This is a genomic window from Enterobacter sp. BWH52 (genome assembly GCF_001037565.1).
In the GTDB taxonomy this organism is placed as follows: Bacteria; Pseudomonadota; Gammaproteobacteria; order Enterobacterales; family Enterobacteriaceae; genus Enterobacter; species Enterobacter hormaechei_C.
In genome coordinates this window covers 795140-817471 of sequence record NZ_KQ089854.1, presented here as the reverse complement: position 1 = coordinate 817471, position 22332 = coordinate 795140, and the positions used below count along the sequence as shown (strand labels likewise).

18 protein-coding genes are annotated in these 22332 nt (G+C 54.0%); 2 read left to right on the top strand and 16 right to left on the bottom strand.

What is annotated here, in order from left to right:
• Position 1: 1 nt before the first annotated feature.
• The 16 genes from dnaE to rpsB form a co-directional block, all read right to left on the bottom strand.
• Complete coding sequence (gene dnaE / locus SK47_RS03805) at positions 2-3484, bottom strand: DNA polymerase III subunit alpha (protein ID WP_003856156.1); 3483 nt, start codon at positions 3482-3484, stop codon at positions 2-4.
• A 38-nt stretch (positions 3485-3522) separates the two neighbouring features.
• Positions 3523-4119: a ribonuclease HII gene (gene rnhB, locus SK47_RS03800; RefSeq protein WP_003856158.1), complete on the bottom strand. Its 597-nt coding sequence runs from the start codon at positions 4117-4119 to the stop codon at positions 3523-3525.
• Positions 4116-5264, bottom strand: a complete 1149-nt coding sequence (gene lpxB / locus SK47_RS03795) for a lipid-A-disaccharide synthase (protein WP_003856161.1) — start codon at positions 5262-5264, stop codon at positions 4116-4118. The genes rnhB and lpxB overlap by 4 nt, the downstream gene beginning before the upstream one ends.
• Positions 5264-6052, bottom strand: a complete 789-nt coding sequence (gene lpxA / locus SK47_RS03790; RefSeq protein ID WP_048243522.1) for an acyl-ACP--UDP-N-acetylglucosamine O-acyltransferase — start codon at positions 6050-6052, stop codon at positions 5264-5266. Before lpxA ends, lpxB begins: the two co-directional genes overlap by 1 nt.
• A gap of 3 nt (positions 6053-6055) precedes the next feature.
• Entirely contained in the window at positions 6056-6511 is a 456-nt protein-coding gene (gene fabZ, locus SK47_RS03785; protein WP_003856165.1) for a 3-hydroxyacyl-ACP dehydratase FabZ, read from the bottom strand.
• Positions 6512-6615: 104 nt separating this feature from the next.
• Entirely contained in the window at positions 6616-7641 is a 1026-nt protein-coding gene (lpxD, locus tag SK47_RS03780) for a UDP-3-O-(3-hydroxymyristoyl)glucosamine N-acyltransferase (RefSeq protein WP_003856168.1), read from the bottom strand.
• A gap of 3 nt (positions 7642-7644) precedes the next feature.
• The gene (gene skp / locus SK47_RS03775; protein ID WP_003856169.1) at positions 7645-8139 is read right to left on the bottom strand and encodes a molecular chaperone Skp; all 495 of its coding nucleotides are present in this window, start codon (positions 8137-8139) and stop codon (positions 7645-7647) included.
• Between the two features lie 123 nt (positions 8140-8262).
• On the bottom strand, positions 8263-10680 hold the full coding sequence (gene bamA / locus SK47_RS03770; protein WP_003856172.1) for an outer membrane protein assembly factor BamA: 2418 nt from the start codon (positions 10678-10680) through the stop codon (positions 8263-8265).
• A gap of 31 nt (positions 10681-10711) precedes the next feature.
• The gene (rseP, locus tag SK47_RS03765; RefSeq protein ID WP_003856174.1) at positions 10712-12064 is read right to left on the bottom strand and encodes a sigma E protease regulator RseP; all 1353 of its coding nucleotides are present in this window, start codon (positions 12062-12064) and stop codon (positions 10712-10714) included.
• Between the two features lie 11 nt (positions 12065-12075).
• Positions 12076-12933 (bottom strand): phosphatidate cytidylyltransferase, encoded by an 858-nt coding sequence (gene cdsA, locus SK47_RS03760; protein ID WP_003856175.1) that lies wholly within the window; start codon positions 12931-12933, stop codon positions 12076-12078.
• A 12-nt stretch (positions 12934-12945) separates the two neighbouring features.
• Entirely contained in the window at positions 12946-13704 is a 759-nt protein-coding gene (gene ispU, locus SK47_RS03755) for a (2E,6E)-farnesyl-diphosphate-specific ditrans,polycis-undecaprenyl-diphosphate synthase (protein ID WP_003856176.1), read from the bottom strand.
• A 185-nt stretch (positions 13705-13889) separates the two neighbouring features.
• A complete protein-coding gene (gene ispC, locus SK47_RS03750) occupies positions 13890-15089 on the bottom strand; it encodes a 1-deoxy-D-xylulose-5-phosphate reductoisomerase (protein WP_023315432.1) in 1200 nt (399 codons plus the stop codon).
• A gap of 92 nt (positions 15090-15181) precedes the next feature.
• The gene (frr, locus tag SK47_RS03745; RefSeq protein WP_003856180.1) at positions 15182-15739 is read right to left on the bottom strand and encodes a ribosome recycling factor; all 558 of its coding nucleotides are present in this window, start codon (positions 15737-15739) and stop codon (positions 15182-15184) included.
• Between the two features lie 167 nt (positions 15740-15906).
• Positions 15907-16632, bottom strand: coding sequence for a UMP kinase (gene pyrH / locus SK47_RS03740; protein WP_003856194.1), 726 nt, complete (start codon positions 16630-16632; stop codon positions 15907-15909).
• A 149-nt stretch (positions 16633-16781) separates the two neighbouring features.
• A complete protein-coding gene (tsf, locus tag SK47_RS03735; RefSeq protein ID WP_003856196.1) occupies positions 16782-17633 on the bottom strand; it encodes a translation elongation factor Ts in 852 nt (283 codons plus the stop codon).
• A gap of 117 nt (positions 17634-17750) precedes the next feature.
• Positions 17751-18476, bottom strand: coding sequence for a 30S ribosomal protein S2 (gene rpsB, locus SK47_RS03730; protein WP_003856207.1), 726 nt, complete (start codon positions 18474-18476; stop codon positions 17751-17753).
• Between the two features lie 321 nt (positions 18477-18797).
• On the opposite strand from rpsB, the gene map reads away from it, so the two are divergent.
• Together map and glnD are read left to right on the top strand one after the other, a co-directional pair.
• Positions 18798-19592, top strand: a complete 795-nt coding sequence (gene map, locus SK47_RS03725; protein ID WP_003856208.1) for a type I methionyl aminopeptidase — start codon at positions 18798-18800, stop codon at positions 19590-19592.
• 62 nt (positions 19593-19654) lie between these two features.
• Positions 19655-22330 carry a bifunctional uridylyltransferase/uridylyl-removing protein GlnD gene (glnD, locus tag SK47_RS03720; protein WP_048245034.1) on the top strand — a complete coding sequence of 892 codons (2676 nt, stop codon included), beginning with the start codon at positions 19655-19657 and terminating at the stop codon, positions 22328-22330.
• Positions 22331-22332: the final 2 nt, after the last annotated feature.

Genomic DNA, 22332 nt, shown 5'->3' with positions numbered 1-22332 from the left:
ATTAGTCAAACTCCAGTTCCACCTGCTCCGAACCAATGAGGCCACGGAGATCGTTCAGTAAACGATCGCTCGGAGAGACACGCCACGTTGCACCAAAGCGCAACCGCGCGCGTGCATCCGCCCTCTGATAGTAGAGATGTACTGGAATGGTCCCCGAGCGGTGGGGTTCCAGAGACTGACGGAGTCGGTTTAAAAGCTGGTCATCAATTTGCCTGTCCGTCAGCGAGATAGCAAGCCCGCGAGCATATTTTTCCCGGGCTTCGTCAATGTCCATCACTTCGCGGGCGGTCATTTTAAGCCCCCCGCTGAAGTCATCAAAGCTGACCTGTCCGCTGACGATAAGTATGCGGTCTTTTTCCAGCAATTGCTGGTATTTATCCAGCGCGTCGGTGAACAACATCACCTCCAGACGCCCGGAACGGTCATCCAGGGTACAGATGCCGATACGATTGCCGCGCTTGGTGACCATTACCCTTGCAGCAATCACGAGCCCCGCAGCCGTGGTGATTTTACCACGTTCTGTCGGATGCATGTCTTTAAGCCTGTGGCCGCCGACATAGCGCTCAATTTCTTTAAGATACTGGTTGATCGGGTGCCCCGTCAGGTACAGACCTAACGTTTCCCGCTCTCCATCCAGCACTACCTGTTCTGGCCACGGCTGGCAGTTGGAATAGGACTGCTCGATCTGCTCTGGCTCTTCCGCCAGCACGCCGAACATATCCGCCTGGCCAATGGCTTCCGCTTTCGCATGCTGATCGGCCGCCTTCAGCGCATCGCCGAGCGAGTTCATCAGCGCGGCGCGGTGTGGCCCCAGACGGTCAAACGCGCCGGACATGATCAGTTTTTCCAGCACGCGGCGGTTCAGTTTTTTGGTATCGGTACGGGCGCACAGATCGAACAGCTCACGGAAGTAGCCGCCGTTGTTACGCGCTTCAATGATCGCCTCGATCGGCCCCTCACCCACGCCCTTGATCGCGCCGATCCCATAGACGATTTCCCCGTCATCGTTAACGTGAAAATGATACAGGCCCGAGTTAATATCCGGCGGCAGGATCTTCAGCCCCATGCGCCAGCACTCGTCCACCAGGCCAACCACCTTCTCGGTGTTGTCCATATCGGCAGTCATTACCGCTGCCATAAACTCAGCGGGATAGTGAGCTTTCAGCCACAGCGTCTGATACGAAACCAAAGCATAGGCGGCGGAGTGAGATTTGTTAAATCCGTACCCGGCGAATTTCTCCACCAGGTCGAAGATTTTCATCGCCAGTTCGCCATCGATGCCGTTTTTCTTCGCTCCATCTTCAAAGATGGAGCGCTGCTTGGCCATCTCTTCCGGCTTTTTCTTACCCATCGCACGACGCAGCATGTCTGCGCCGCCAAGGGTATAACCCGAAAGTACCTGGGCGATCTGCATCACCTGCTCCTGATACAGGATGATGCCATAGGTTGGCTCCAGTACCGGTTTCAGGCTTTCATGCTGCCACTGAACGTCCGGGTAGGAAATTTCTTCGCGCCCGTGCTTACGGTCGATAAAGTTATCCACCATCCCCGACTGCAACGGCCCCGGACGGAACAGGGCCACCAGCGCGATCATATCTTCGAAGCAGTCGGGTTGCAGACGCTTAATCAAATCTTTCATGCCGCGGGATTCAAGCTGGAAGACGGCTGTCGTCTCCGAGCGTTGCAGCATGTCGAAACTTTTCTTGTCATCAAGCGGGATAGCCGCGATATCCAGCGGCGGTTCGCCGTTCTTCTCGCGACGGGCGTTGATCATCTCCAGCGCCCAGTTGATGATGGTCAGCGTACGCAGGCCGAGGAAGTCAAACTTCACCAGCCCGGCGTATTCCACGTCGTTCTTGTCGAACTGGGTGACCGGATGCTGGCCCGCTTCATCGCAGTACAGCGGCGCGAAGTCGGTGATTTTGGTCGGGGCGATAACCACGCCCCCCGCATGCTTACCGGCGTTACGCGTGACGCCTTCCAGCTTGCGCGCCATGTCGATCAGCGCTTTCACCTCTTCGTCGGCTTCGTAGATTTCCGGCAGCTGAGGTTCGGCTTCAAAGGCTTTCGCCAGGGTCATGCCCGGATCGGGCGGGACCAGCTTAGAGATACGATCGACAAAACCGTACGGGTGGCCCAGAACGCGGCCCACGTCGCGGATAACCGCTTTCGCCGCCATCGTCCCGAAGGTAATGATCTGTGAAACCGCATCACGACCGTACATATCGGCCACGTGCTCAATCACCTGGTCGCGTTTTTCCATGCAGAAGTCGACGTCAAAGTCGGGCATGGAGACACGTTCCGGGTTGAGGAAACGTTCGAACAGCAGGTCGAATTCCAACGGATCGAGGTCGGTGATTTTCAGTGCGTACGCCACCAGCGAGCCGGCACCGGAACCACGGCCCGGGCCTACCGGCACGCCGTTATCCTTCGACCACTGGATGAACTCCATCACGATCAGGAAGTAGCCAGGGAACCCCATCTGGTTGATCACCTGGAGTTCAATATCCAGGCGCTCGTCATATTCAGGACGCTTCTCTTTACGGACCGCTTCATCCGGGAAAAGGAATTCCAGACGCTCTTCCAGACCCTCTTTCGATTTCATGACCAGGAAATCTTCGGTGGTCATGTCGCCCGTCGGGAACTGCGGCAGGAAGTATTCGCCGAGACGCACGGTGACGTTACAGCGCTTGGCAATCTCTACGCTGTTTTCCAGCGCTTCCGGGATGTCCGAGAAAAGCTCACACATCTCCTCTTCGCTGCGCATGTACTGCTGCGATGAGTAGTTGCGCGGGCGTTTCGGATCGTCGAGGGTGAAGCCGTCGTGGATAGCGACGCGAATTTCATGCGCGTCAAAATCGCCCGCCTCAAGGAACCGCACATCGTTGGTGGCCACTACAGGCAGGCCACGCGCTTCCGCCAGGGCGACGGCCGCATGCAGATAGCTCTCTTCGTCCGCACGCCCGGTACGGATCAGCTCCAGGTAATAGCGATCCGGGAAATACTCTTCGTAGAACGAGACGCACTGATCCACCAGCGCGTTGTTACCGCGCAGCAGACATTTGCCGACATCCCCCATACGACCACCGGAGATCAGCAGCAAACCTTCGTTCAGCTCTGCCAGCCAGTCGCGGTCAATCCATGGGCCCAGTGCGCCGTAGCCGCGCTGGTAGGCTTTTGAGATCAGCAGAGTGAGGTTCTGATAGCCCGTGTTATTCATGGCTAACACGGAAATTTGCGTCATCTCATCGCCGAGCAGGTCGCTCTGCACATGAAAATCCGCACCGACGATGGGCTTTAATCCTGCGCCATGCGCCGTTCCGTAGAACTTCACCAGGCCACACAGGTTGGTAAAATCGGTGATCGCCAGCGCAGGCATGCCAAGCGAGGCCGCCTTTTTTACCAGCGGCCCGGTCTTTGCCAGCCCATCGATCATGGAGTAGTCGCTATGCACCCGCAGGTGTACGAAACGTGGTTCAGCCATCTTCAAATCCCGCGTTACTTAATTGCTTGCGTCTTGATTCAGGACACCAGTCCCAGCGCGCGTTTCACCGGGCCAAAGCTGCGCCGATGATGTTCAGTTGCGCCATGTTCAGCCAGCTTTTCCAGATGGAAAGCCGTTGGATATCCCTTGTGCTGGGCGAAACCATACGCGGGATAAGTGAGGTCCAGCGCGGCCATTTCAGCATCGCGCGTCACTTTGGCAATGATTGACGCCGCACTGATTTCTGCGACGCGGCTATCGCCTTTAACAACAGCCATGGAAGGCATCGGCAGCGCCGGGCAACGGTTACCGTCGATCAGTACATACTCAGGCACAATCTTCAGGCCCGCAACGGCACGCTGCATCGCCAGCATGGTAGCGTGCAGAATGTTTAGATCGTCAATCTCATGCGGTTCTGCGCGCCCGAGACTCCAGGCCAGCGCCTTCTCTTTAATTTCATCGAACAGCGCTAAACGACGCTTTTCGCTCAGTTTTTTCGAGTCGTTCAGGCCAACGATCGGGCGGGCTGGATCGAGGATCACCGCCGCGGTCACAACGGCACCCACTAACGGGCCACGACCGACTTCATCCACACCGGCAACGAGGTGGGTATGGGGATAAATAAATTCCATCATTGTGCTAACTCCAGCACCGCATCGGCCGCCTGCTCATCAGCATTACAGCGGATCAGTTGATGCAGTTCACGGAAGGTATCATGCATCTGGTGGCTGGTTTTACCGTTGGCCAGCAGCGGCAGCAGCGCATCTGCCAGCGCCTGCGGCTGGCATTCATCCTGCAAGAGCTCTTTCACCAGCTCGCGACCCGCAAGCAGGTTTGGCAGAGATACGTAATCTGTTTTTACCAGACGTTTTGCCAGCCAGAAGGTAAACGGCTTCATGCGATAACCGACCACCATTGGGCATTTTGCCAGCATACACTCCAGCGCAGCCGTGCCGGAAGCCAGCAGTGCGGCATCGCTCGCAAACATAGCTTGCCGCCCTTTTCCGTCCAGCAGGCGGACGTGAAGATCCGGGGCGACGTCGGCTTTGATACGCTCAAACTGCTCCCGGCGTTTGGCATTCACCAGCGGCACGACCACTTCAAGATCGGGGTAAGTCTTGCGAAGAATTTGCGCCGTTTTCAGGAAATCGGCACTGAGCATTTCAACTTCCGCACCCCGGCTTCCTGGCAGCAGCGCCAGACAATGCACATCATGCGGGATGCCCAGTTCGTCACGCGCCGCGTTTTTATCCGGATCCAGTGGCATGGCATCCGCCATGGTATGACCGATAAAACGGCACGGGACATTAAATCTGTCGTAAAACGCTTTTTCGAAAGGCAGAAAAGCCAGCACCAGATTGGTGGACCGTCCGATTTTGAAAACGCGTTTCTGTCGCCACGCCCACACGGATGGGCTGACGTAATGGATCGTTTTGATCCCCTGCTTTTTCAGGTTCCCTTCAAGGGTAATATTGAAATCAGGCGCATCAATGCCGACAAATACATCGGGCTTGAGGTCGGTAAAGCGGCGGGTAAGGTCGGCGCGGATATGCAGCAGGCGACGCAAGCGGCCCAGCACCTCGACGATGCCCATCACAGCCAGCTCTTCCATTTCATACCAGGCTTCGCAGCCTTCGGCCTGCATTAGCGGCCCAGCCACGCCCACAAAGCGGGCATTGGGTACACGGGCTTTAAGCGCGCGGATAAGACCTGCACCAAGAATATCGCCGGAGGTTTCTCCGGCGACCAGGGCGATGGTAAGCGGACGACTGTCGACCATTAACGAATCAGACCACGGGTTGAACGTTCAAAGAATTCCATGAACGTTTTCACTTCAGGGTGCTTATTCGCCAGCTCGGCAATTTCCGGCTTAGCCTCTTCCAGCGTTTTACCGCTACGGTACAGCAATTTGTACGCGTTGCGGATCGCGGTAATCGCTTCGCGGCTGAAGCCACGACGCTTGAGACCTTCAATGTTCACGCCAAACGGCGTGGCATGGTTGCCCTGCGCAATCACAAACGGTGGGACGTCCTGCGCCACACCGGAGCATCCGCCGACCATCACGTGTGCACCAATGATGCAGAACTGATGGACTGCGGTCATGCCGCCAATAATGGCGAAATCATCGACCGATACGTGTCCCGCCAGCGTTGCGTTGTTGGCGAGAATACAGCGGCTCCCCACGGTACAGTCGTGCGCAATGTGCGCATTAACCATAAACAGGTTGTCGCTGCCCACCTTCGTCAATCCACCGCCTTGCGTTGTACCACGATGAATGGTGACGCTTTCGCGAATGCGGTTACGATCGCCGATTTCCACGCGGGTCGGTTCGCCAGCATACTTGAGATCCTGGTTAACTTCGCCGATGGAGGCGAACTGATAGATCTCATTGTTGCAGCCAATGGTGGTATGACCATTCACGACAACGTGAGATTTCAGTACTGTACCCTCACCAATTTCGACATGGGGTCCAACAATACAAAACGGGCCGATGTGGACATTGGCATCAATGATGGCACCCGTTTCCACAATGGCGGTAGGATGAATAAAGGCGGATTTATCAATCACGTATCAGGCCTCCCGGCTACGCGCACACATCATTGTCGCTTCGCAAACAACTTTGCCGTCAACCATAGCTACGCCTTTGAAGCGAGTCAGGCCGCGACGCGTTTTTTCAAAAGTGACTTCCATGATCATTTGATCACCAGGCACGACCGGACGCTTGAAGCGCGCTTCATCGATACCCGCGAAGTAATAGAGTTCACCCGGTTCCAGTTTACCTACGCTTTTAAACGCCAGAATACCGGTAGCCTGTGCCATCGCTTCCAGGATCAATACCCCAGGGAAGATAGGCTTACCAGGGAAGTGCCCCTGGAAGAACGGCTCGTTAACGGAGACATTTTTCACTGCGCGCAGAAAACGACCTTCTTCAAAATCCAGCACACGGTCTACCAGTAAAAACGGATAGCGGTGCGGCAGAAGTTCTAAAATCTCTTCAATATGCAGAGTATGAGTGTCAGTAGTCAAAATACTCTTCCTGTCAAATGTACTAAGTAGCAATAATAACACGGCCTGCCGGTTTATAAACAAAGCCGACAGGCCGGGAAATTTAGCGTTAAACGGATGAACGCTTAGTCTTGTTGATCGATTTTGCGCTCAATCGCTTTGAGTCGCTTGCTCATATCATCAATATTCATCACCAGTGCAGCTGTTTTACGCCAGACCTTGTTCGGTTGCAGCGGAATACCGGAGGAATAAACGCCAGGCTCAGTGATTGGACGCATCACCATGCCCATCCCCGTCACCGTGACTTTGTCGCATATTTCCATATGGCCATTGATCACGCTGGCACCGCCAATCATGCAGTAACGGCCAATTTTCAGGCTGCCTGCCATGATAACACCACCCGCAACTGCGGTATTGTCGCCAATCACAACGTTATGTGCAATCTGGCACTGGTTGTCTATGATAACACCGTTACCAATAATGGTGTCGTCAAGCGCACCGCGGTCGATGGTGGTGCAAGCGCCGATCTCCACACGATCGCCGATAATCACGCGACCCAGCTGAGGGATCTTAACCCAGTTACCCCGATCGTTAGCGTAACCAAATCCGTCAGAACCAATCACCGTGCTGGACTGTACGAGACAATTCTCGCCAATCTCAACCTCATGGTAGACAGAGACATTGGCCCACAGACGAGTCCCTGCGCCAATTTTCGTATTTTTTCCAACAAAGCAGCCTGGGCCAATCACCACGTTATCACCCAGCACGACGCCGGATTCGATAACGGCGTTTGCGCCGACTGATACGTTGTTACCCAGCTGAGCCGTCGGATCAATCGCAGCACTGGCTGCAATGTTCTGTGCCGGCTGCGGCGTGGTATCAAGAATTTGGGCCATGCGCGCATAGGTCAGGTAGGGATTTTTCACTACCAGTGCAGCGCTAGTGGCAAACGGAAGATCGTCCTGCGTCAGAACAACGGCAGACGCCTGGCACTGGGCCAGGTGTTCACGGTACTTAGGGCTTACCATGAAGGTAATAGTGCCTGCTTTAGCAGATTGCATGGACGCAACAGCGGTGATGACGATATCGCCATCACCGTGTAATTCTGCATCCAACTGCTGAGCTAAATCAGCCAGTCGAATTGAAGGCATTACTTATTTAACCTGTTTCAGAACATCAGCGGTGATGTCTTTAACATCGCTGCTGTTGAATGCAACGGCGTTCGAATCAACAACCAGATCGATGCTCTGATCGGCTGCGACTGCTTTAACGGCAGACTGAATACGCGTCACCAGTTTGCCACGCTCTTCGTTAGAACGACGCTGACGATCCTGCTCGAAAGCCTGCGCTTTCTGAGAGAAGGTCTGGCGCTGAGACATGACGTCTTTTTCCAGTTTGCTGCGCTCGCTCGCTTTCATGGTAGAACCATCACGCTGAAGACGCTGCATCTTGGACTGAAGATCACCTTCCATACGTTGCAGTTCGCTCGCACGGCCTTTGAATTCGTTTTCCAGCGTTGCAGAAACACCGGTTTTCTGTGCAACCTGCTGGAACAAATTACCCATGTTGACGATTGCAATTTTATCCGCTGCCTGAGCAGAAGTTGCCATCGCTAAACCGAGACCTGCAGCTAATAACCACTTTTTCACAATTAACTCCTTACCATCCCATTGGCACCCGAGGGGTACCGTTCTTTGCGTGGCAAGGCGATCGTTTTACCGATCGCCGGTTGTCAGCGCTACACTGCCAACGCATTCCATTGCAGCGGATTATTACCAGGTTTTACCAATGTTAAACTGGAACTGCTCCGCTTTGTCTCCATCGTATTTCTTAAACGGCTGGGCGTAAGAGAAGACCAACGGCCCCAGCGGTGACATCCATTGTAATGCGATACCTGCGGACATGCGAATGTTGCTCGGATCGCTGTAGTCCGGAACCCCCGCCGCACGCATCTGGGCGGTGTTCTCCCAGTTGGTGTCCCACACTGTACCTGCATCCATAAAGAAGGAGGTGCGGACAGAGTTTGCGTACTTGTCGCTGATAAACGGCGTAGGCGTGATGAACTCGAGGCTCGCCACGGCCATAGCGTTACCACCTACTGCGTCATCAGAGCTACATACTTGCTTAGGATCACGGCTTGCGCAGTTATCTTCGTCATTACCGCCGTAATAAACCGCTTTCGGACCAATGTTATTGGACTGGAAGCCACGCACGGTGCTTGAACCACCGGCGTAGAAGTTTTCATAGAACGGCAGTTCTTTGCTTCCAATACCGTCACCATAACCCCAACGGGTACGACCCAGAACAACCCACTTGTGATCTTCATCAATTGGGAAGTAGGACGCCGTATCCAGCGTGACCTTGTAGAACTCGTTATCCGAGCCCGGGATAGTCACTTTACCGTTCAGGTTGACACGTGAACCTTCCGTCGGGAAGTAGCCACGGTCAAGACGGTTGTAGGTCCAACCGTAGTTGAAGGTGAAGTCATCCGCGGCGAAACCGTTGTCATCGCTGGACGTACTCGCCGACTGACCGATGGAGTCCAGGTAACGCCACATCGCCACCTGCGGTTGCATGTTGGACAGGTCGTTATGCACGTACCCTAAACCTGCGCGCAGGGTGTTGTATTCGTTAACCGGGAAGCCGAGCGTACCATCCAGACCGTAACTCTTGTTGGTATACGAGGAGAGGTCCGCGTCATCCGCTTTAAAGTCGTTATAGAAGATACGACCGCCCAGGCTTACACCGTCAACGGTGAAGTATGGGTTGGTAACAGAGAACTCAGAGTAGGTCTGGTAGTCGTTTTTCGTCCCGTTGATACCGACAGAGTAGCCCGTACCCAGCCAGTTATCCTGCTGAACGCCGACCTGGAAGCTCACGCCACTTTCAGTGCCGTAACCAATACCGAAGTTGAAGCTACCGGTATTACGTTCTTTAACTTTATAAACAACATCAACCTGATCCGGACGACCTGGTACACGCTGAGTATCGGTATCGACCGTTTCGAAATAGCCCAGACGGTTCAGACGCTCTTTACCCTGGTCTACCAGATCGCTTCCCAGCCATGCCCCTTCCATCTGGCGCATTTCACGGCGCAGAACGGAGTCTTTAGAGGTATCGTTACCTTCGAAGCGGATCTTACGCACATAGAAACGGTTGCCCGCATCAACGTTAACGTGCAGCTTAACGGTTTTATCCGTGTCGTTAATTTCCGGCTGCGTTTGCACACGCGGATACGCATAACCATAACGGCCGAGCAGCTTCTTAATGCTGTCTTCCATTTTGGTGACTTTAGATCCGCTGTACAGATCGCCCGGCTGAATTTTGGTCAGAGATTCAATTTCAGCTGAATGTCCTGCCAGGTTGCCGCTGACTTCAACACCTGAAAGCGTGTACTTATCGCCTTCAGTGATGTTAACGGTAATGTAGATACCTTTCTTGTCCGGAGTCAGACTCACCTGAGTTGAATCGATGTTGAAACGGGCGTAACCGCGATCCAGATAGTAGCTGCGCAGGGTTTCAAGGTCACCCGCCAGTTTCTGTTTCTGGTATTTACGATCGCCCACCACGTTCCACCACGGCACTTCGTCACGCAGCTGGAAGTTGGAGATCAGTTCGTCGGTGCTGAACGCGTGGTTACCCACGATGTTGATCTGCTGGATCTTCGCAGAAACACCTTCCTGGAAGACCAGTTTCAGGTCGACACGGTTACGTGGCAGCGGTGTAACAACCGCTTTAACGCTCGCGCTGTATTTACCGACGCTGTAATAGAAATCTTCCAGACCTTTTTCAATGTCTGCAAGGGTTGTGCGGTCCAGAGATTCCCCCACACGAACACCCGATGCCTCAAGGTTCTGCTTGAGCATGTCATCTTTCACCGACTTGTTGCCGGAGAAAGTGATGCTGGCAATCGTTGGACGTTCTTTTACCTGAACCACCAGCGTATCACCATCGCGCAGGACGCGGACGTCCTCAAAGTTGCCAGTGGCAAACAGAGCACGGATGGTGTTACTGATATCTTCATCATTAACCGTATCGCCGGGGCGCACAGGCATACTGAGGAGGGCCGCACCAACGGCGACACGCTGAAGGCCTTCGAAATGAATATCTTTCACTACGAACCCGTCAGCACCGTATACGGTCGCGCTGCTAAACAGCAGCGACGCTATGAGCAACTTTTTCATCGCCATCGTTATTATGCGTTCTTCCTAACTAACTCTCTTACAACCGAGAGAAATCATTGAAAAGTGCAAGCCCCATTAACAGCACCAGCAAAATCGAGCCAATGCGATAACTAAAGTCTTGAACTCGCTCGGATACCGGTCCGCCTTTTAGCTTTTCAATCGCTAAAAACAGCAAATGGCCCCCATCTAGTACGGGAAGCGGGAACAGGTTGATTATCCCCAGGTTCACGCTAATCAGCGCAAGGAACATGAGATAATAAATCACCCCGAACTCCGCTGACATCCCAGCCCCCTGAGCAATCGAAATTGGCCCACTGAGGTTGTTCAGTTTCACATCACCGGTTATCAATTTCCCCAACATGTTGACCGTAAGCTTCATCAGCTGCCATGTTTTATCCGTGGCCTCAACGATGGCGCTAAACGGCCCATACTGGCGTATTGTCTTGTACTCATCTGGCAGTGGGATCACTTTCGGCACAACGCCGGCAAACCCTTCCGCCTTACCGCCGCCCGATTTGGTATCCGGGGTGAGAGTCAGTGAGAGCGAACTCCCCTGCCTTTCCACTTCCAGCGCGAGCGGCTTGCCTGGATTATCGCGCACCAGAGTAACAAAGGTCATCCATTGTGTTAATGGCTGACCATCGACTTTAACGATCCTGTCACCCGCTTGTAAACCTGCTTTACTCGCTGCCGATTTGGCCTGTACTTCGGCTAATACCGGCTCGATCTGCGCGCCGCGCGGTCGAATCCCGAGTGCGGCGACAGGGTCCTCTTTGTCTGGCTCAAAGCGCCAGTGGCGTAAATCCAGCACTTTTTCCTGCCGCTGGTCGGAACCAAATGGCGATACGCTGACGGTTGTCTGCTCATCACCGATTTTGGCAACCAGTTGTAACCTCACGGCATCCCAATCAGGGGTTTCGATACCATCAATCGCTTTAAGTTCCATTCCCGGTGTAATTTGCGCCGTTGCCGCAATAGAACCCGTGGTGATTTCGCCCACGACCGGGCGCACGCCAGGCACGCCGATGATAAACACCAGCCAGTAGGCGAAGATAGCGAAGATGAAATTGGCTACCGGGCCGGCAGCGATGATGGCAGCACGTTGTCCAACAGTTTTATTGTTAAACGCGCGATGGCGAAGTTCCGGGGCGACAGGCTCAACGCGTTCGTCGAGCATTTTGACATAGCCGCCCAGGGGAATCAGAGCAATGACAAACTCGGTGCCATGCTTATCGGTACGCTTCCAGAGCGATTTGCCAAAGCCAATCGAGAATCGCTCCACCCGCACACCACAGCGCCGGGCAACCCAGAAATGGCCAAATTCATGCACGGTAATCAGTACACCCAGTGCAACAATGAACGCCGCCAGATTCCAGAGAATGCTCAGCATAAAACCTTCCGTTATATCGTCCCAAACACCAGTAAAAGCAGGCAAGCAAATACGGGAACAGCCGCGGTAAGGCTGTCAATGCGATCCAGTATTCCGCCATGTCCTGGAATCAGGTGACCACTGTCCTTAATCCCTGCTTCACGCTTAAACATACTCTCGGTTAAATCACCCAGCACCGATGCCAGCGCCGCGAAAATCGAACATACCAGCAGCGTGGAGGGGGCAACCTCAAGATTCGCCCAGACCCCATAGCCCCAGGAGATAATTGCTGCCGTAAACAGGCCGCCAATGAAGCCTTGCCAGGTTTTGCCCGGAGAAACCTTTGGCGCCAGTTTATGTTTGCCGAACAGTTTACCAAACATATAGGCCCCGGAGTCAGCCCCCCAGACGAGAATCATCACATAAAGCAGCCATATCGCGCCGCTGTAGTGGTTTTCGTCATAGTGCCAGGCGCGCAGCGCAACCATCCCCCAGAAAAAGGGAACAATCGTGAGCAGACCAAAAATAAGGCGCAACACTTTAGAGTTACGCCAGATCGCCGCAGAGCCTGGATAGAAAAGCACTAAAACAAGCGCAGCAATCCACCAGGCCAGCGATATCCATAAGGATCCGGCAACCAGCGGCTGGTGAACATCGTGATGATATTCAGGCAAGGTATACAGCATCAGGGCCAGTAAAAAACCACAGAGTACCGCCAGCCATACCCGCTGAGTGCGCGAGGTAAAGCCGCTAAGCTGCCCCCATTCCCACGCGGCGAGCATACACACCACCAGCGTAACAATAGCGAATCCCACCGGAGGCAGTAAAAACAGCGCTGCGATGACGACGGGTATTAATACAAAAGCGGAAATCAGGCGATACTTCAGCAAAAGCTACCCCCATCAGGCGTTATCGCCACCAGGCTCGGTGCCGCCGAAACGACGCTCTCGATTGGCAAAGGCATGCAGCGCACCTTCAAAGTCTTGTTCATCAAAATCTGGCCAAAGAACATCCGTAAAGTAAAGTTCGGCGTAGGCAATTTGCCACAGCAAAAAGTTACTAATGCGATGCTCCCCCCCTGTCCTTATAACCAAATCCACGGGTGCCAGTTCATTCATGCAGATTTGCTGACTCAGCGCCTCTTCATCAATCTGGTCGGGTCTTAACAGCCCTTCCTGAACCTGCTCAGCCAGATGCCGAACCCCCTGGATAATATCCCAGCGTCCGCCGTAATTCGCCGCGATATTGAGCGTCAGGCCGGTATTATTTTCCGTCAGCGCTTCTGCTTTGCGAATCCGTTCCTGCAAACGTGAGTTAAAACGACTGGTTTCGCCAATAATACGCAAGCGGACGTTGTGGCGGTGCAGGCTTTTTACTTCGCTATCGAGCGCCCACACGAACAGTTCCATCAACGCAGTCACTTCCTGCGCAGGTCGATTCCAGTTCTCACTGCTAAAAGCATAGAGCGTTAACGCATCAATGCCGTTATTGGCGGCAAAAGAAACGGCGCGGCGAACAGATTTCGCCCCAGCTTTATGCCCAAAGGCTCGTATCTTCCCTTGTCTTTTCGCCCAGCGGCCATTGCCATCCATGATGATTGCAACATGGCGACAGCCATGTGCTGGCAAGTTTTCGCTTATTGGTTGATTCGCAGACAACATAACGCGTTTTTAGTCCCTGAAAGGATTTAACGGTACACAGGAATACTGAAGCCTATACATAAAAAAGCCGTGTCAAACCACGGCTTACCTGACCACTTAAAGCCAAATACCTGCGATCAGGTGGCGCAGACTATATCACTGAAGCCCAACGCTAACAAATAGCACGACGACTAGTGCTTGCTTTATCACCAGCTTGCGAGACGTGTCACCTGTTTACGCGCAACAATGCGTGCCTGTTCATCCACGGCCAGCACCTCTTCCACGCTCTGCGGCTCACGCAAATCCATCATCTCCAGCACGGATAAATTCAACGCGGCGATATCAGTGAAGCGGATCTGCTGATTCAGGAATGCTTCAACGGTCACTTCATTGGCCGCATTAAGCGCCGTTGTCGCCGCCTGCCCCTGATCGAAGGCCGTCATCGCCAGTTTCAGACAGGGATAACGGTCGTAATCAGGCTCGCTAAACGTCAGTGAACTCAGCTTGCAAAAATCGAGAGGCTTAACGCCCGATTTTACGCGGTTTGGCCACGCCATTGTATGAGCAATTGGCGTACGCATATCCGGTTCGCCCAGCTGGGCCAGCACGCTGCCGTCCTGATAGCGCACCATCGAGTGAATAACCGACTGCGGGTGGATCAGCACTTCCATCTGTTTCGCCGACGCATTGAACAGCCAGCGAGCTTCAATGTATTCCAGACCTTTGTTCATCATGGTGGCCGAATCGACGGAGATCTTACGCCCCATTGACCAGTTCGGATGACGACATGCCTGATCCGGCGTCATTGCGCTCAATTCAGACAGTGGCGTTTCACGGAACGGGCCACCAGACCCGGTAAGCAGAATCGACACAACGCCATTCTGCTCCAGGTCAGCGTACCCCAGGTTTTGTTGAAAAGGTTGGGGTAAACTCTGAAAAATGGCGTTGTGCTCGCTATCGACCGGCAAAAGACGTGCCCCACGCTGTTTTACCGCCTCCATAAAGAGGCGTCCGCAGGTGACCAGCGACTCTTTGTTCGCAAGCAGGACATCTTTTCCCGCATCGATCGCGGCAAGCGTCGGCAGAAGACCCGCCGCCCCGACGATTGCCGCCATAACCTGATCGACTTCATCAAGCGCGGCCATATCGCACGCCGCCTGTTGCCCGCTGAGCACCTCGGTACGGCAGCCCTTCTCCTGCAACAGCGCTTTTACCTGGCGGGCGCTCTCTTCATCATCCATCACCGCAAAACGGGGGGTAAACTCCAGGCACTGTTCGACCATTCGCTGCACGTTTTTTCCGGCCACAAGCGCGGCTACGGTGTAGCTGTCAGGATTATGACGTACAACGTCGAGAGTGCTGCAACCGATAGAGCCGGTCGAGCCGAGGAGAGTGAGATGCTTCATGAGATGCCCAAAAGTTAGACCAGATAAAAGCAAAACGCCGCCAGCAAGACTCAATGTCCTTCTGAACGGCGTTTATCAGTGTACAGCGAAAATCAGAACTGCATCAGTTCCGCTTCTTTTTCTGCCAGCGCCGCATCAATTTTCTTGATCGCCGCGTCGGTCATTTTCTGAATGTCGTCCTGAGAACGACGATCGTCGTCTTCGCTGATCTCTTTTTCTTTCAGCAGGGCTTTCACTTTATCGTTCGCATCGCGACGCACGTTACGTACGGAAACGCGACCCTGCTCAGCTTCACCGCGAACCACTTTGATCAGGTCTTTACGACGCTCTTCCGTCAGCGGAGGCAGTGGAACGCGAATATCCGCGCCCGCTGAGCTTGGGTTCAGACCCAGGTCAGATGCCATGATCGCTTTTTCAACGGCCGGGCTCATTGAGCGATCGAACACGTTGATTTTCAGGGTACGGGTATCTTCTACCGTCACGCTCGCCAGCTGACGCAGTGGCGTAGGCGTACCGTAGTATTCTACGATGATGCCATCCAGCAGGCTTGGGGAAGCTCGGCCAGTACGGATTTTGCTGATTTGGTTTTTGAACGCTTCTACGCATTTGTCCATGCGTACTTCAGCATCTTTTCTGATGTCGTTAATCACGTTACGGATCCTTGAAAACTTGTCTCAGGCAGACTATCCGCCAGCACAGCGCTACAGGTGTGCTAAGTATAGTCGCGTTTAATTCATGACAACGCCAAAGGCGCGCCCGGGTAAGATACCACGTCGAAATAAAGCGGAATCTTACCTGTATTTATCGCCGACGGAAATTATTCCGTGATCAAAGTGCCTTCTTTTTCGCCCATAACAACGCGACGCAGCGCGCCAGGCTTGTTCATATTGAAGACACGGATCGGCAGTTTGTGGTCACGAGCCAGCGTAAAGGCGGCAAGATCCATCACTTTTAGCTCTTTTTCCAGCACTTCGCTGTAGCTCAGCTGATCGTACATGGTCGCTGAAGGATCTTTTGCCGGGTCGGCAGTAAACACGCCATCTACTTTGGTCGCTTTCAGCACCACATCGGCTTCGATTTCGATACCGCGCAGGCAGGCTGCGGAATCGGTGGTAAAGAACGGGTTACCCGTACCGGCGGAGAGGATCACCACGCGGTTGTTGCGCAGCAGGCTGATGGCCTCTGCCCAGCTGTAGTTATCGCATACGCCATTCAAAGGAATAGCGGACATCAGGCGAGCGTTCACATAGGCGCGATGAAGCGCATCACGCATCGCCAGGCCATTCATCACGGTTGCCAGCATACCCATGTGGTCGCCCACTACGCGGTTCATCCCCGCTTTCGCCAGACCAGCACCACGGAAAAGGTTGCCACCGCCAATGACCACGCCAACCTGAATACCCAGTTCGACCAGTTCTTTGATTTCCTGTGCCATGCGATCAAGGATGCTTGCGTCAATACCGAAGCCTTCCGATCCTTGCAGCGCTTCGCCACTCAGCTTAAGCAGAATGCGTTTGTACACGGGTTTTGCATTGGTAGCCATGTTTCTTTCCTGAGACTGTCAACGATTAAGATGGGGTTAATTCTGGCGACATGATATGTCGCAAATCAGCACAGCGATACTGGAGCCTGTCTGATTTCGTGAGACGGGTGACAAAAAGAAGCCGCCCTCAGGCGGCTCCTTTTCAATCATTAAGACTGCTTGGACATTGCAGCAACTTCTGCTGCGAAGTCAGTCTCAACTTTCTCGATGCCTTCGCCCACTTCGAAGCGGATGAAGCCAGTTACATCAGCGTTGTGCTCTTTCAGCAGCTGAGCAACAGACTTGCTTGGATCCATTACGAAAGGCTGGCCAGTCAGAGAAACTTCGCCGGTGAATTTCTTCATGCGGCCTTCAACCATTTTCTCTGCGATTTCTTTTGGCTTACCAGACTGCATCGCGATGTCCAGCTGAACCTGGTACTCTTTCTCTACCACTTCAGCAGACACGTCTTCTGGCTTAACGAATTCTGGTTTGCTTGCAGCGATGTGCATTGCCAGCTGTTTAACCAGCTCTTCGTCAGCGCCTTTAGCCGCAACCAGAACACCGATACGCGCGCCGTGCTGGTAAGAGCCCAGAACGTCACCTTCCAGGGAAGCAACGCGACGGATGTTGATGTTCTCACCGATTTTAGCAACCAGCGCAACACGCTCTTCTTCGAACTGTGCTTTCAGAACTTCAACGTCAGTGATTTTGCCTGCAACCGCTGCGTCCAGAACTTTGTTAGCAAATGCCTGGAAACCAGCATCTTTAGCAACGAAGTCAGTCTGGCAGTTAACTTCCAGAATGATGCCGTAGTTGCCGTCGATTTTAGTGATGATCACGCCGTCAGCAGCAACGTTGCCTGCTTTCTTAGCTGCTTTGATCGCACCGGATTTACGCATGTTTTCGATTGCCAGCTCGATGTCGCCGTTCGCTTCGGTCAGCGCTTTTTTGCAATCCATCATGCCTGCGCCAGTACGCTCACGCAGCTCTTTTACCAGGGATGCGGTAATTTCAGCCATTCTTAAATCCTCGGGAGATGTGAACTGCCCGGCCGGGAGCCAAACAGTATAAATTGAAAAAAGGGGCCGATAATGGGCCCCTATTCATACACGGTACTAATAAGGGGTAAAACCTTATTATTCAGCTTCTACGAAGCTTTCTTCCGCCTGAGAAGCCAGATCCTGGGAACGGCCTTCACGAACGGTAGCAGCTACAGCGCTCAGGTACAGGCTAACAGCACGGATTGCGTCGTCGTTACCCGGGATAACGAAGTCAACACCGTCCGGATCGGAGTTGGTATCAACGATAGCGAATACCGGGATACCCAGGTTGTTAGCTTCTTTGATTGCGATGTGCTCGTGGTCTGCATCGATTACGAACAGCGCGTCTGGCAGGCCGCCCATATCTTTGATACCGCCCAGGCTGTTTTCCAGCTTGTCCAGTTCACGAGTGCGCATCAGCGCTTCTTTCTTAGTCAGCTTATCGAAAGTACCGTCCTGAGACTGGGTTTCCAGATCTTTCAGGCGCTTGATGGACTGACGAACAGTTTTCCAGTTGGTCAGCATGCCGCCCAACCAGCGATGGTTCACGAAGAACTGGTCGCAGCTGTTAGCAGCATCTTTCACAGCTTCGCTTGCAGCGCGCTTAGTACCAACGAACAGAATCTTACCTTTACGGGAAGAGATCTTGTTCAGCTCAGCCAGGGCTTCGTTGAACATTGGTACAGTCTTCTCAAGGTTGATGATGTGAACTTTGTTACGTGCGCCGAAGATGAAAGGCTTCATTTTCGGGTTCCAGTAACGGGTCTGGTGACCGAAGTGAACACCAGCCTTGAGCATGTCGCGCATGGAAACAGTTGCCATGTTTAAAACCTCTATATTGAAAGTTGGGGTTATGCCTCCACGTATCCCATATTACCGACCCCGAAGGGCACCCCGGAATATGTGCCGATACGTGTGTGTTGTTACACAAAGTGAGATTTGTCGCTCCCGTCCAGCCTGTGTATCTGAGATGGATCGGAAGTCCGGCGCGCTTTATATCACAAAACACGGCCAGAAACCAATAATTGTTGGCGGAGTGTGCTGTTAATGATTCTCAATTTGGCACGGGGTGCGCCTGACTGATACCATTGACAACACTTACACTAGTATTGTCGAAAAAATCGACACCGATGGACAGATTACATGGCTATCTCTATTAAGACACCTGAAGAAATTGAAAAGATGCGCGTCGCCGGTCGTCTGGCCGCGGACGTGCTGGAAATGATTGAGCCGTTTGTGAAACCGGGCGTCAGCACTGGCGAACTGGATCGCATCTGTAACGACTATATCGTCAACGAGCAGCACGCGGTCTCCGCCTGCCTTGGCTATCACGGTTTCCCGAAATCCGTCTGCATCTCTATTAATGAAGTGGTTTGCCACGGCATTCCGGATGACGAGAAGCTGCTGAAAGATGGCGACATTGTCAACATCGACGTGACCGTCATCAAAGACGACTACCACGGCGACACCTCTAAGATGTTCATCGTTGGCAAGCCAACGATTCTGGGCGAGCGTCTGTGCAAAGTAACGCAAGAGAGCCTCTACCTGGCGCTGAAAATGGTGAAGCCGGGCATCCGCCTGCGCACCATCGGCGCCGCAATCCAGAAATTTGTGGAAGCGGAAGGTTTCTCCGTGGTGCGCGAATATTGCGGTCACGGTATTGGTCGTGTGTTCCATGAAGAACCGCAGGTTCTGCACTACGATGCAGACGACGGCGGCGTGGTGCTGCAAAAGGGCATGACCTTCACGATCGAGCCAATGGTCAACGCAGGTGATTACCGCATCCGTACCATGAAAGATGGCTGGACGGTAAAAACCAAAGACAGAAGCTTGTCTGCCCAGTACGAGCATACTATTGTGGTTACAGACAACGGCTGCGAAATTATGACGTTGCGCAAGGATGACACCATCCCGGCGATACTGACGAACATTGAGTGATAAGAAGCCGGCGAATGCCGGCTTTTTTAATGGCGATAGCTTTTTCTTATGGGTGGCGCACGATGAGTAATCTCTTACCCGAACAGTATGCTAACACAGCACTTCCCACCCTCCCCGACCAGCCTGATAACCCGGGCGTCTGGCCACCGCATGAACTGTCCTGCGCGCACATCAAAGCCCACATGGAGGTTTTCCATCGCTGGCTGGGTAACGCATTTGACGCAGGCGTTTCGGCCGAGCAGCTCATTGAAGCGCGCACCGAATTTATCGACCAGCTTCTGCAACGTCTCTGGATCGACTACGGTTTCGGACAGGTGAGCGACGTCGCGCTAGTTGCTGTTGGCGGCTATGGCCGGGGTGAACTGCATCCGCTCTCTGATATCGACCTGCTGATCTTAAGCCGTAAAAAACTGCCGGACGATCGGGCGCAGAAAATCGGTGAACTGTTGACCCTGCTCTGGGACGTAAAGCTGGAAGTGGGCCACAGCGTACGCACGCTGGAAGAGTGTCTGCTGGAAGGGTTATCTGACCTGACCGTCGCCACCAACCTGATTGAAACCCGCCTCCTGATTGGCGACGTGGCGCTGTTCCTCGAACTGCAAAAGCACATCTTTAGCGACGGCTTCTGGCCTTCGGAAAAATTCTTCGCCGCGAAAGTCGAAGAACAAAACCAGCGCCACCAGCGCTATCACGGTACCAGCTATAATCTCGAACCGGATATTAAAAGCAGCCCCGGTGGCCTGCGCGATATCCACACGCTGCAATGGGTTGCCCGTCGCCATTTTGGGGCAACATCGCTGGACGAAATGGTCGGGTTTGGTTTTCTGACCGAAGCCGAACGTAACGAACTCAATGAGTGTCTGCATCTGCTGTGGCGCATCCGTTTTGCCCTGCACCTGGAAGTCACCCGCTACGATAACCGCCTGCTGTTTGACCGACAGCTCAGCGTGGCGCAGCGCCTGAATTACCAGGGCGAGGGCAACGAGCCGGTCGAGCAAATGATGAAGGATTTCTTCCGCGTCACCCGCCGCGTCTCTGAGCTGAACCAGATGCTGTTACAGCTGTTCGATGAGGCGATCCTCGCGCTGACGGCAGACGAAAAACCGCGTCCGATTGATGACGAATTTCAGCTACGCGGCACGCTGATCGATCTGCGCGACGAAACGCTGTTCATTCGCGAACCGGAAGCGATCCTGCGAATGTTCTATACCATGGTGCGCAACAGCACGATCACCGGGATCTACTCCACTACCCTGCGTCATCTGCGCCATGCACGGCGTCATCTGAAGCAGCCGCTGTGTTACATCCCGGAGGCGCGCTCGTTGTTCCTGAGGATGCTTCGTCATCCGGGCGCCGTCAGCCGCGGACTGCTGCCAATGCACCGTCACAGCGTGCTGTGGGCCTATATGCCTCAGTGGTCGCATATTGTCGGGCAGATGCAGTTCGACCTGTTTCACGCCTATACGGTGGATGAGCACACGATCCGCGTCATGCTGAAGCTGGAAAGTTTCGCTAAAGAAGAGACGCGATCCCGCCATCCGCTGTGCGTTGATCTGTGGCCACGTCTGGCACACCCGGAGCTGATCCTGATCGCTGCTCTGTTCCATGATATCGCCAAAGGTCGCGGCGGCGACCACTCCGTACTCGGTGCCCAGGACGTGCTGAAATTTGCCGAGCTGCACGGCCTGAACTCGCGTGAAACGCAGCTTATCGCCTGGCTGGTTCGCCATCATCTGCTGATGTCGGTTACCGCTCAGCGTCGTGATATTCAGGATCCGGAAGTGATCAAGCAGTTCGCCGAGGAAGTGCAAACGGAGAATCGCCTGCGCTACCTGGTCTGCCTGACGGTAGCCGATATCTGCGCCACCAACGAAACCCTGTGGAACAGCTGGAAGCAGAGCCTGCTGCGCGAGCTGTACTTCGCCACCGAAAAACAGCTGCGTCGCGGGATGCAGAATACCCCGGACATGCGCGAGCGTGTGCGCCATCACCAGTTGCAAGCGCTGGCCCTGCTGCGCATGGATAACATCAACGAAGAGGCGCTGCATCAGATTTGGGCGCGCTGTCGCGCCAACTACTTTGTACGCCACAGCCCAAACCAGCTTGCCTGGCACGCCCGGCATCTGCTGAAGCACGACCTGACGAAACCGATGATTCTGCTTAGCCCGCAGGCCACGCGCGGCGGGACGGAGATCTTTATCTGGAGCCCGGACCGGCCTTATTTGTTTGCAGCGGTCTGTGCCGAGCTGGACAGGCGTAACCTGAGCGTTCACGACGCGCAGATTTTTACCACCCGCGACGGCATGGCGATGGACACCTTTATTGTGCTGGAGCCGGACGGCAGCCCGCTATCGTCGGACAGGCATGAGGGGATACGCTTTGGCCTTGAGCAGGCGATTACGCAGCGCAGCTGGCAACCTCCGCAGCCGCGCCGTCAGGCGGCAAAACTGCGCCACTTTACCGTCGATACCGAGGTCAATTTCCTGCCGACCCATACCGACCGTAAATCGTTCCTTGAGCTGATTGCGCTCGACCAGCCAGGGCTACTCGCCCGCGTCGGCCAGGTTTTTGCCGATCTGGGAATTTCGCTTCACGGCGCCCGAATTACAACGATTGGCGAACGAGTAGAAGATTTATTTATAATCGCGACGGCCGACCGGCGTGCCCTTAATAATGACCTGCAACTTGAAGTGCAACAACGGTTGACAGCAGCCCTCAATCCAAACGATAAAGGGTGACG

Excerpts from the sequence above, each read along its gene's own strand:
- rseP (WP_003856174.1), bottom strand. The coding sequence starts at position 12,064 with ATGCTGAGCATTCTCTGGAATCTGGCGGCGTTCATTGTTGCACTGGGT.
- map (WP_003856208.1), top strand. The coding sequence starts at position 18,798 with ATGGCTATCTCTATTAAGACACCTGAAGAAATTGAAAAGATGCGCGTC.
- glnD (WP_048245034.1), top strand. The coding sequence starts at position 19,655 with ATGAGTAATCTCTTACCCGAACAGTATGCTAACACAGCACTTCCCACC.
- ispU (WP_003856176.1), bottom strand. The coding sequence starts at position 13,704 with ATGTTGTCTGCGAATCAACCAATAAGCGAAAACTTGCCAGCACATGGC.
- ispC (WP_023315432.1), bottom strand. The coding sequence starts at position 15,089 with ATGAAGCATCTCACTCTCCTCGGCTCGACCGGCTCTATCGGTTGCAGC.
- rpsB (WP_003856207.1), bottom strand. The coding sequence starts at position 18,476 with ATGGCAACTGTTTCCATGCGCGACATGCTCAAGGCTGGTGTTCACTTC.
- bamA (WP_003856172.1), bottom strand. The coding sequence starts at position 10,680 with ATGGCGATGAAAAAGTTGCTCATAGCGTCGCTGCTGTTTAGCAGCGCG.
- lpxD (WP_003856168.1), bottom strand. The coding sequence starts at position 7,641 with ATGCCTTCAATTCGACTGGCTGATTTAGCTCAGCAGTTGGATGCAGAA.
- pyrH (WP_003856194.1), bottom strand. The coding sequence starts at position 16,632 with ATGGCTACCAATGCAAAACCCGTGTACAAACGCATTCTGCTTAAGCTG.
- rnhB (WP_003856158.1), bottom strand. The coding sequence starts at position 4,119 with ATGATGGAATTTATTTATCCCCATACCCACCTCGTTGCCGGTGTGGAT.
- lpxB (WP_003856161.1), bottom strand. The coding sequence starts at position 5,264 with ATGGTCGACAGTCGTCCGCTTACCATCGCCCTGGTCGCCGGAGAAACC.
- tsf (WP_003856196.1), bottom strand. The coding sequence starts at position 17,633 with ATGGCTGAAATTACCGCATCCCTGGTAAAAGAGCTGCGTGAGCGTACT.
- dnaE (WP_003856156.1), bottom strand. The coding sequence starts at position 3,484 with ATGGCTGAACCACGTTTCGTACACCTGCGGGTGCATAGCGACTACTCC.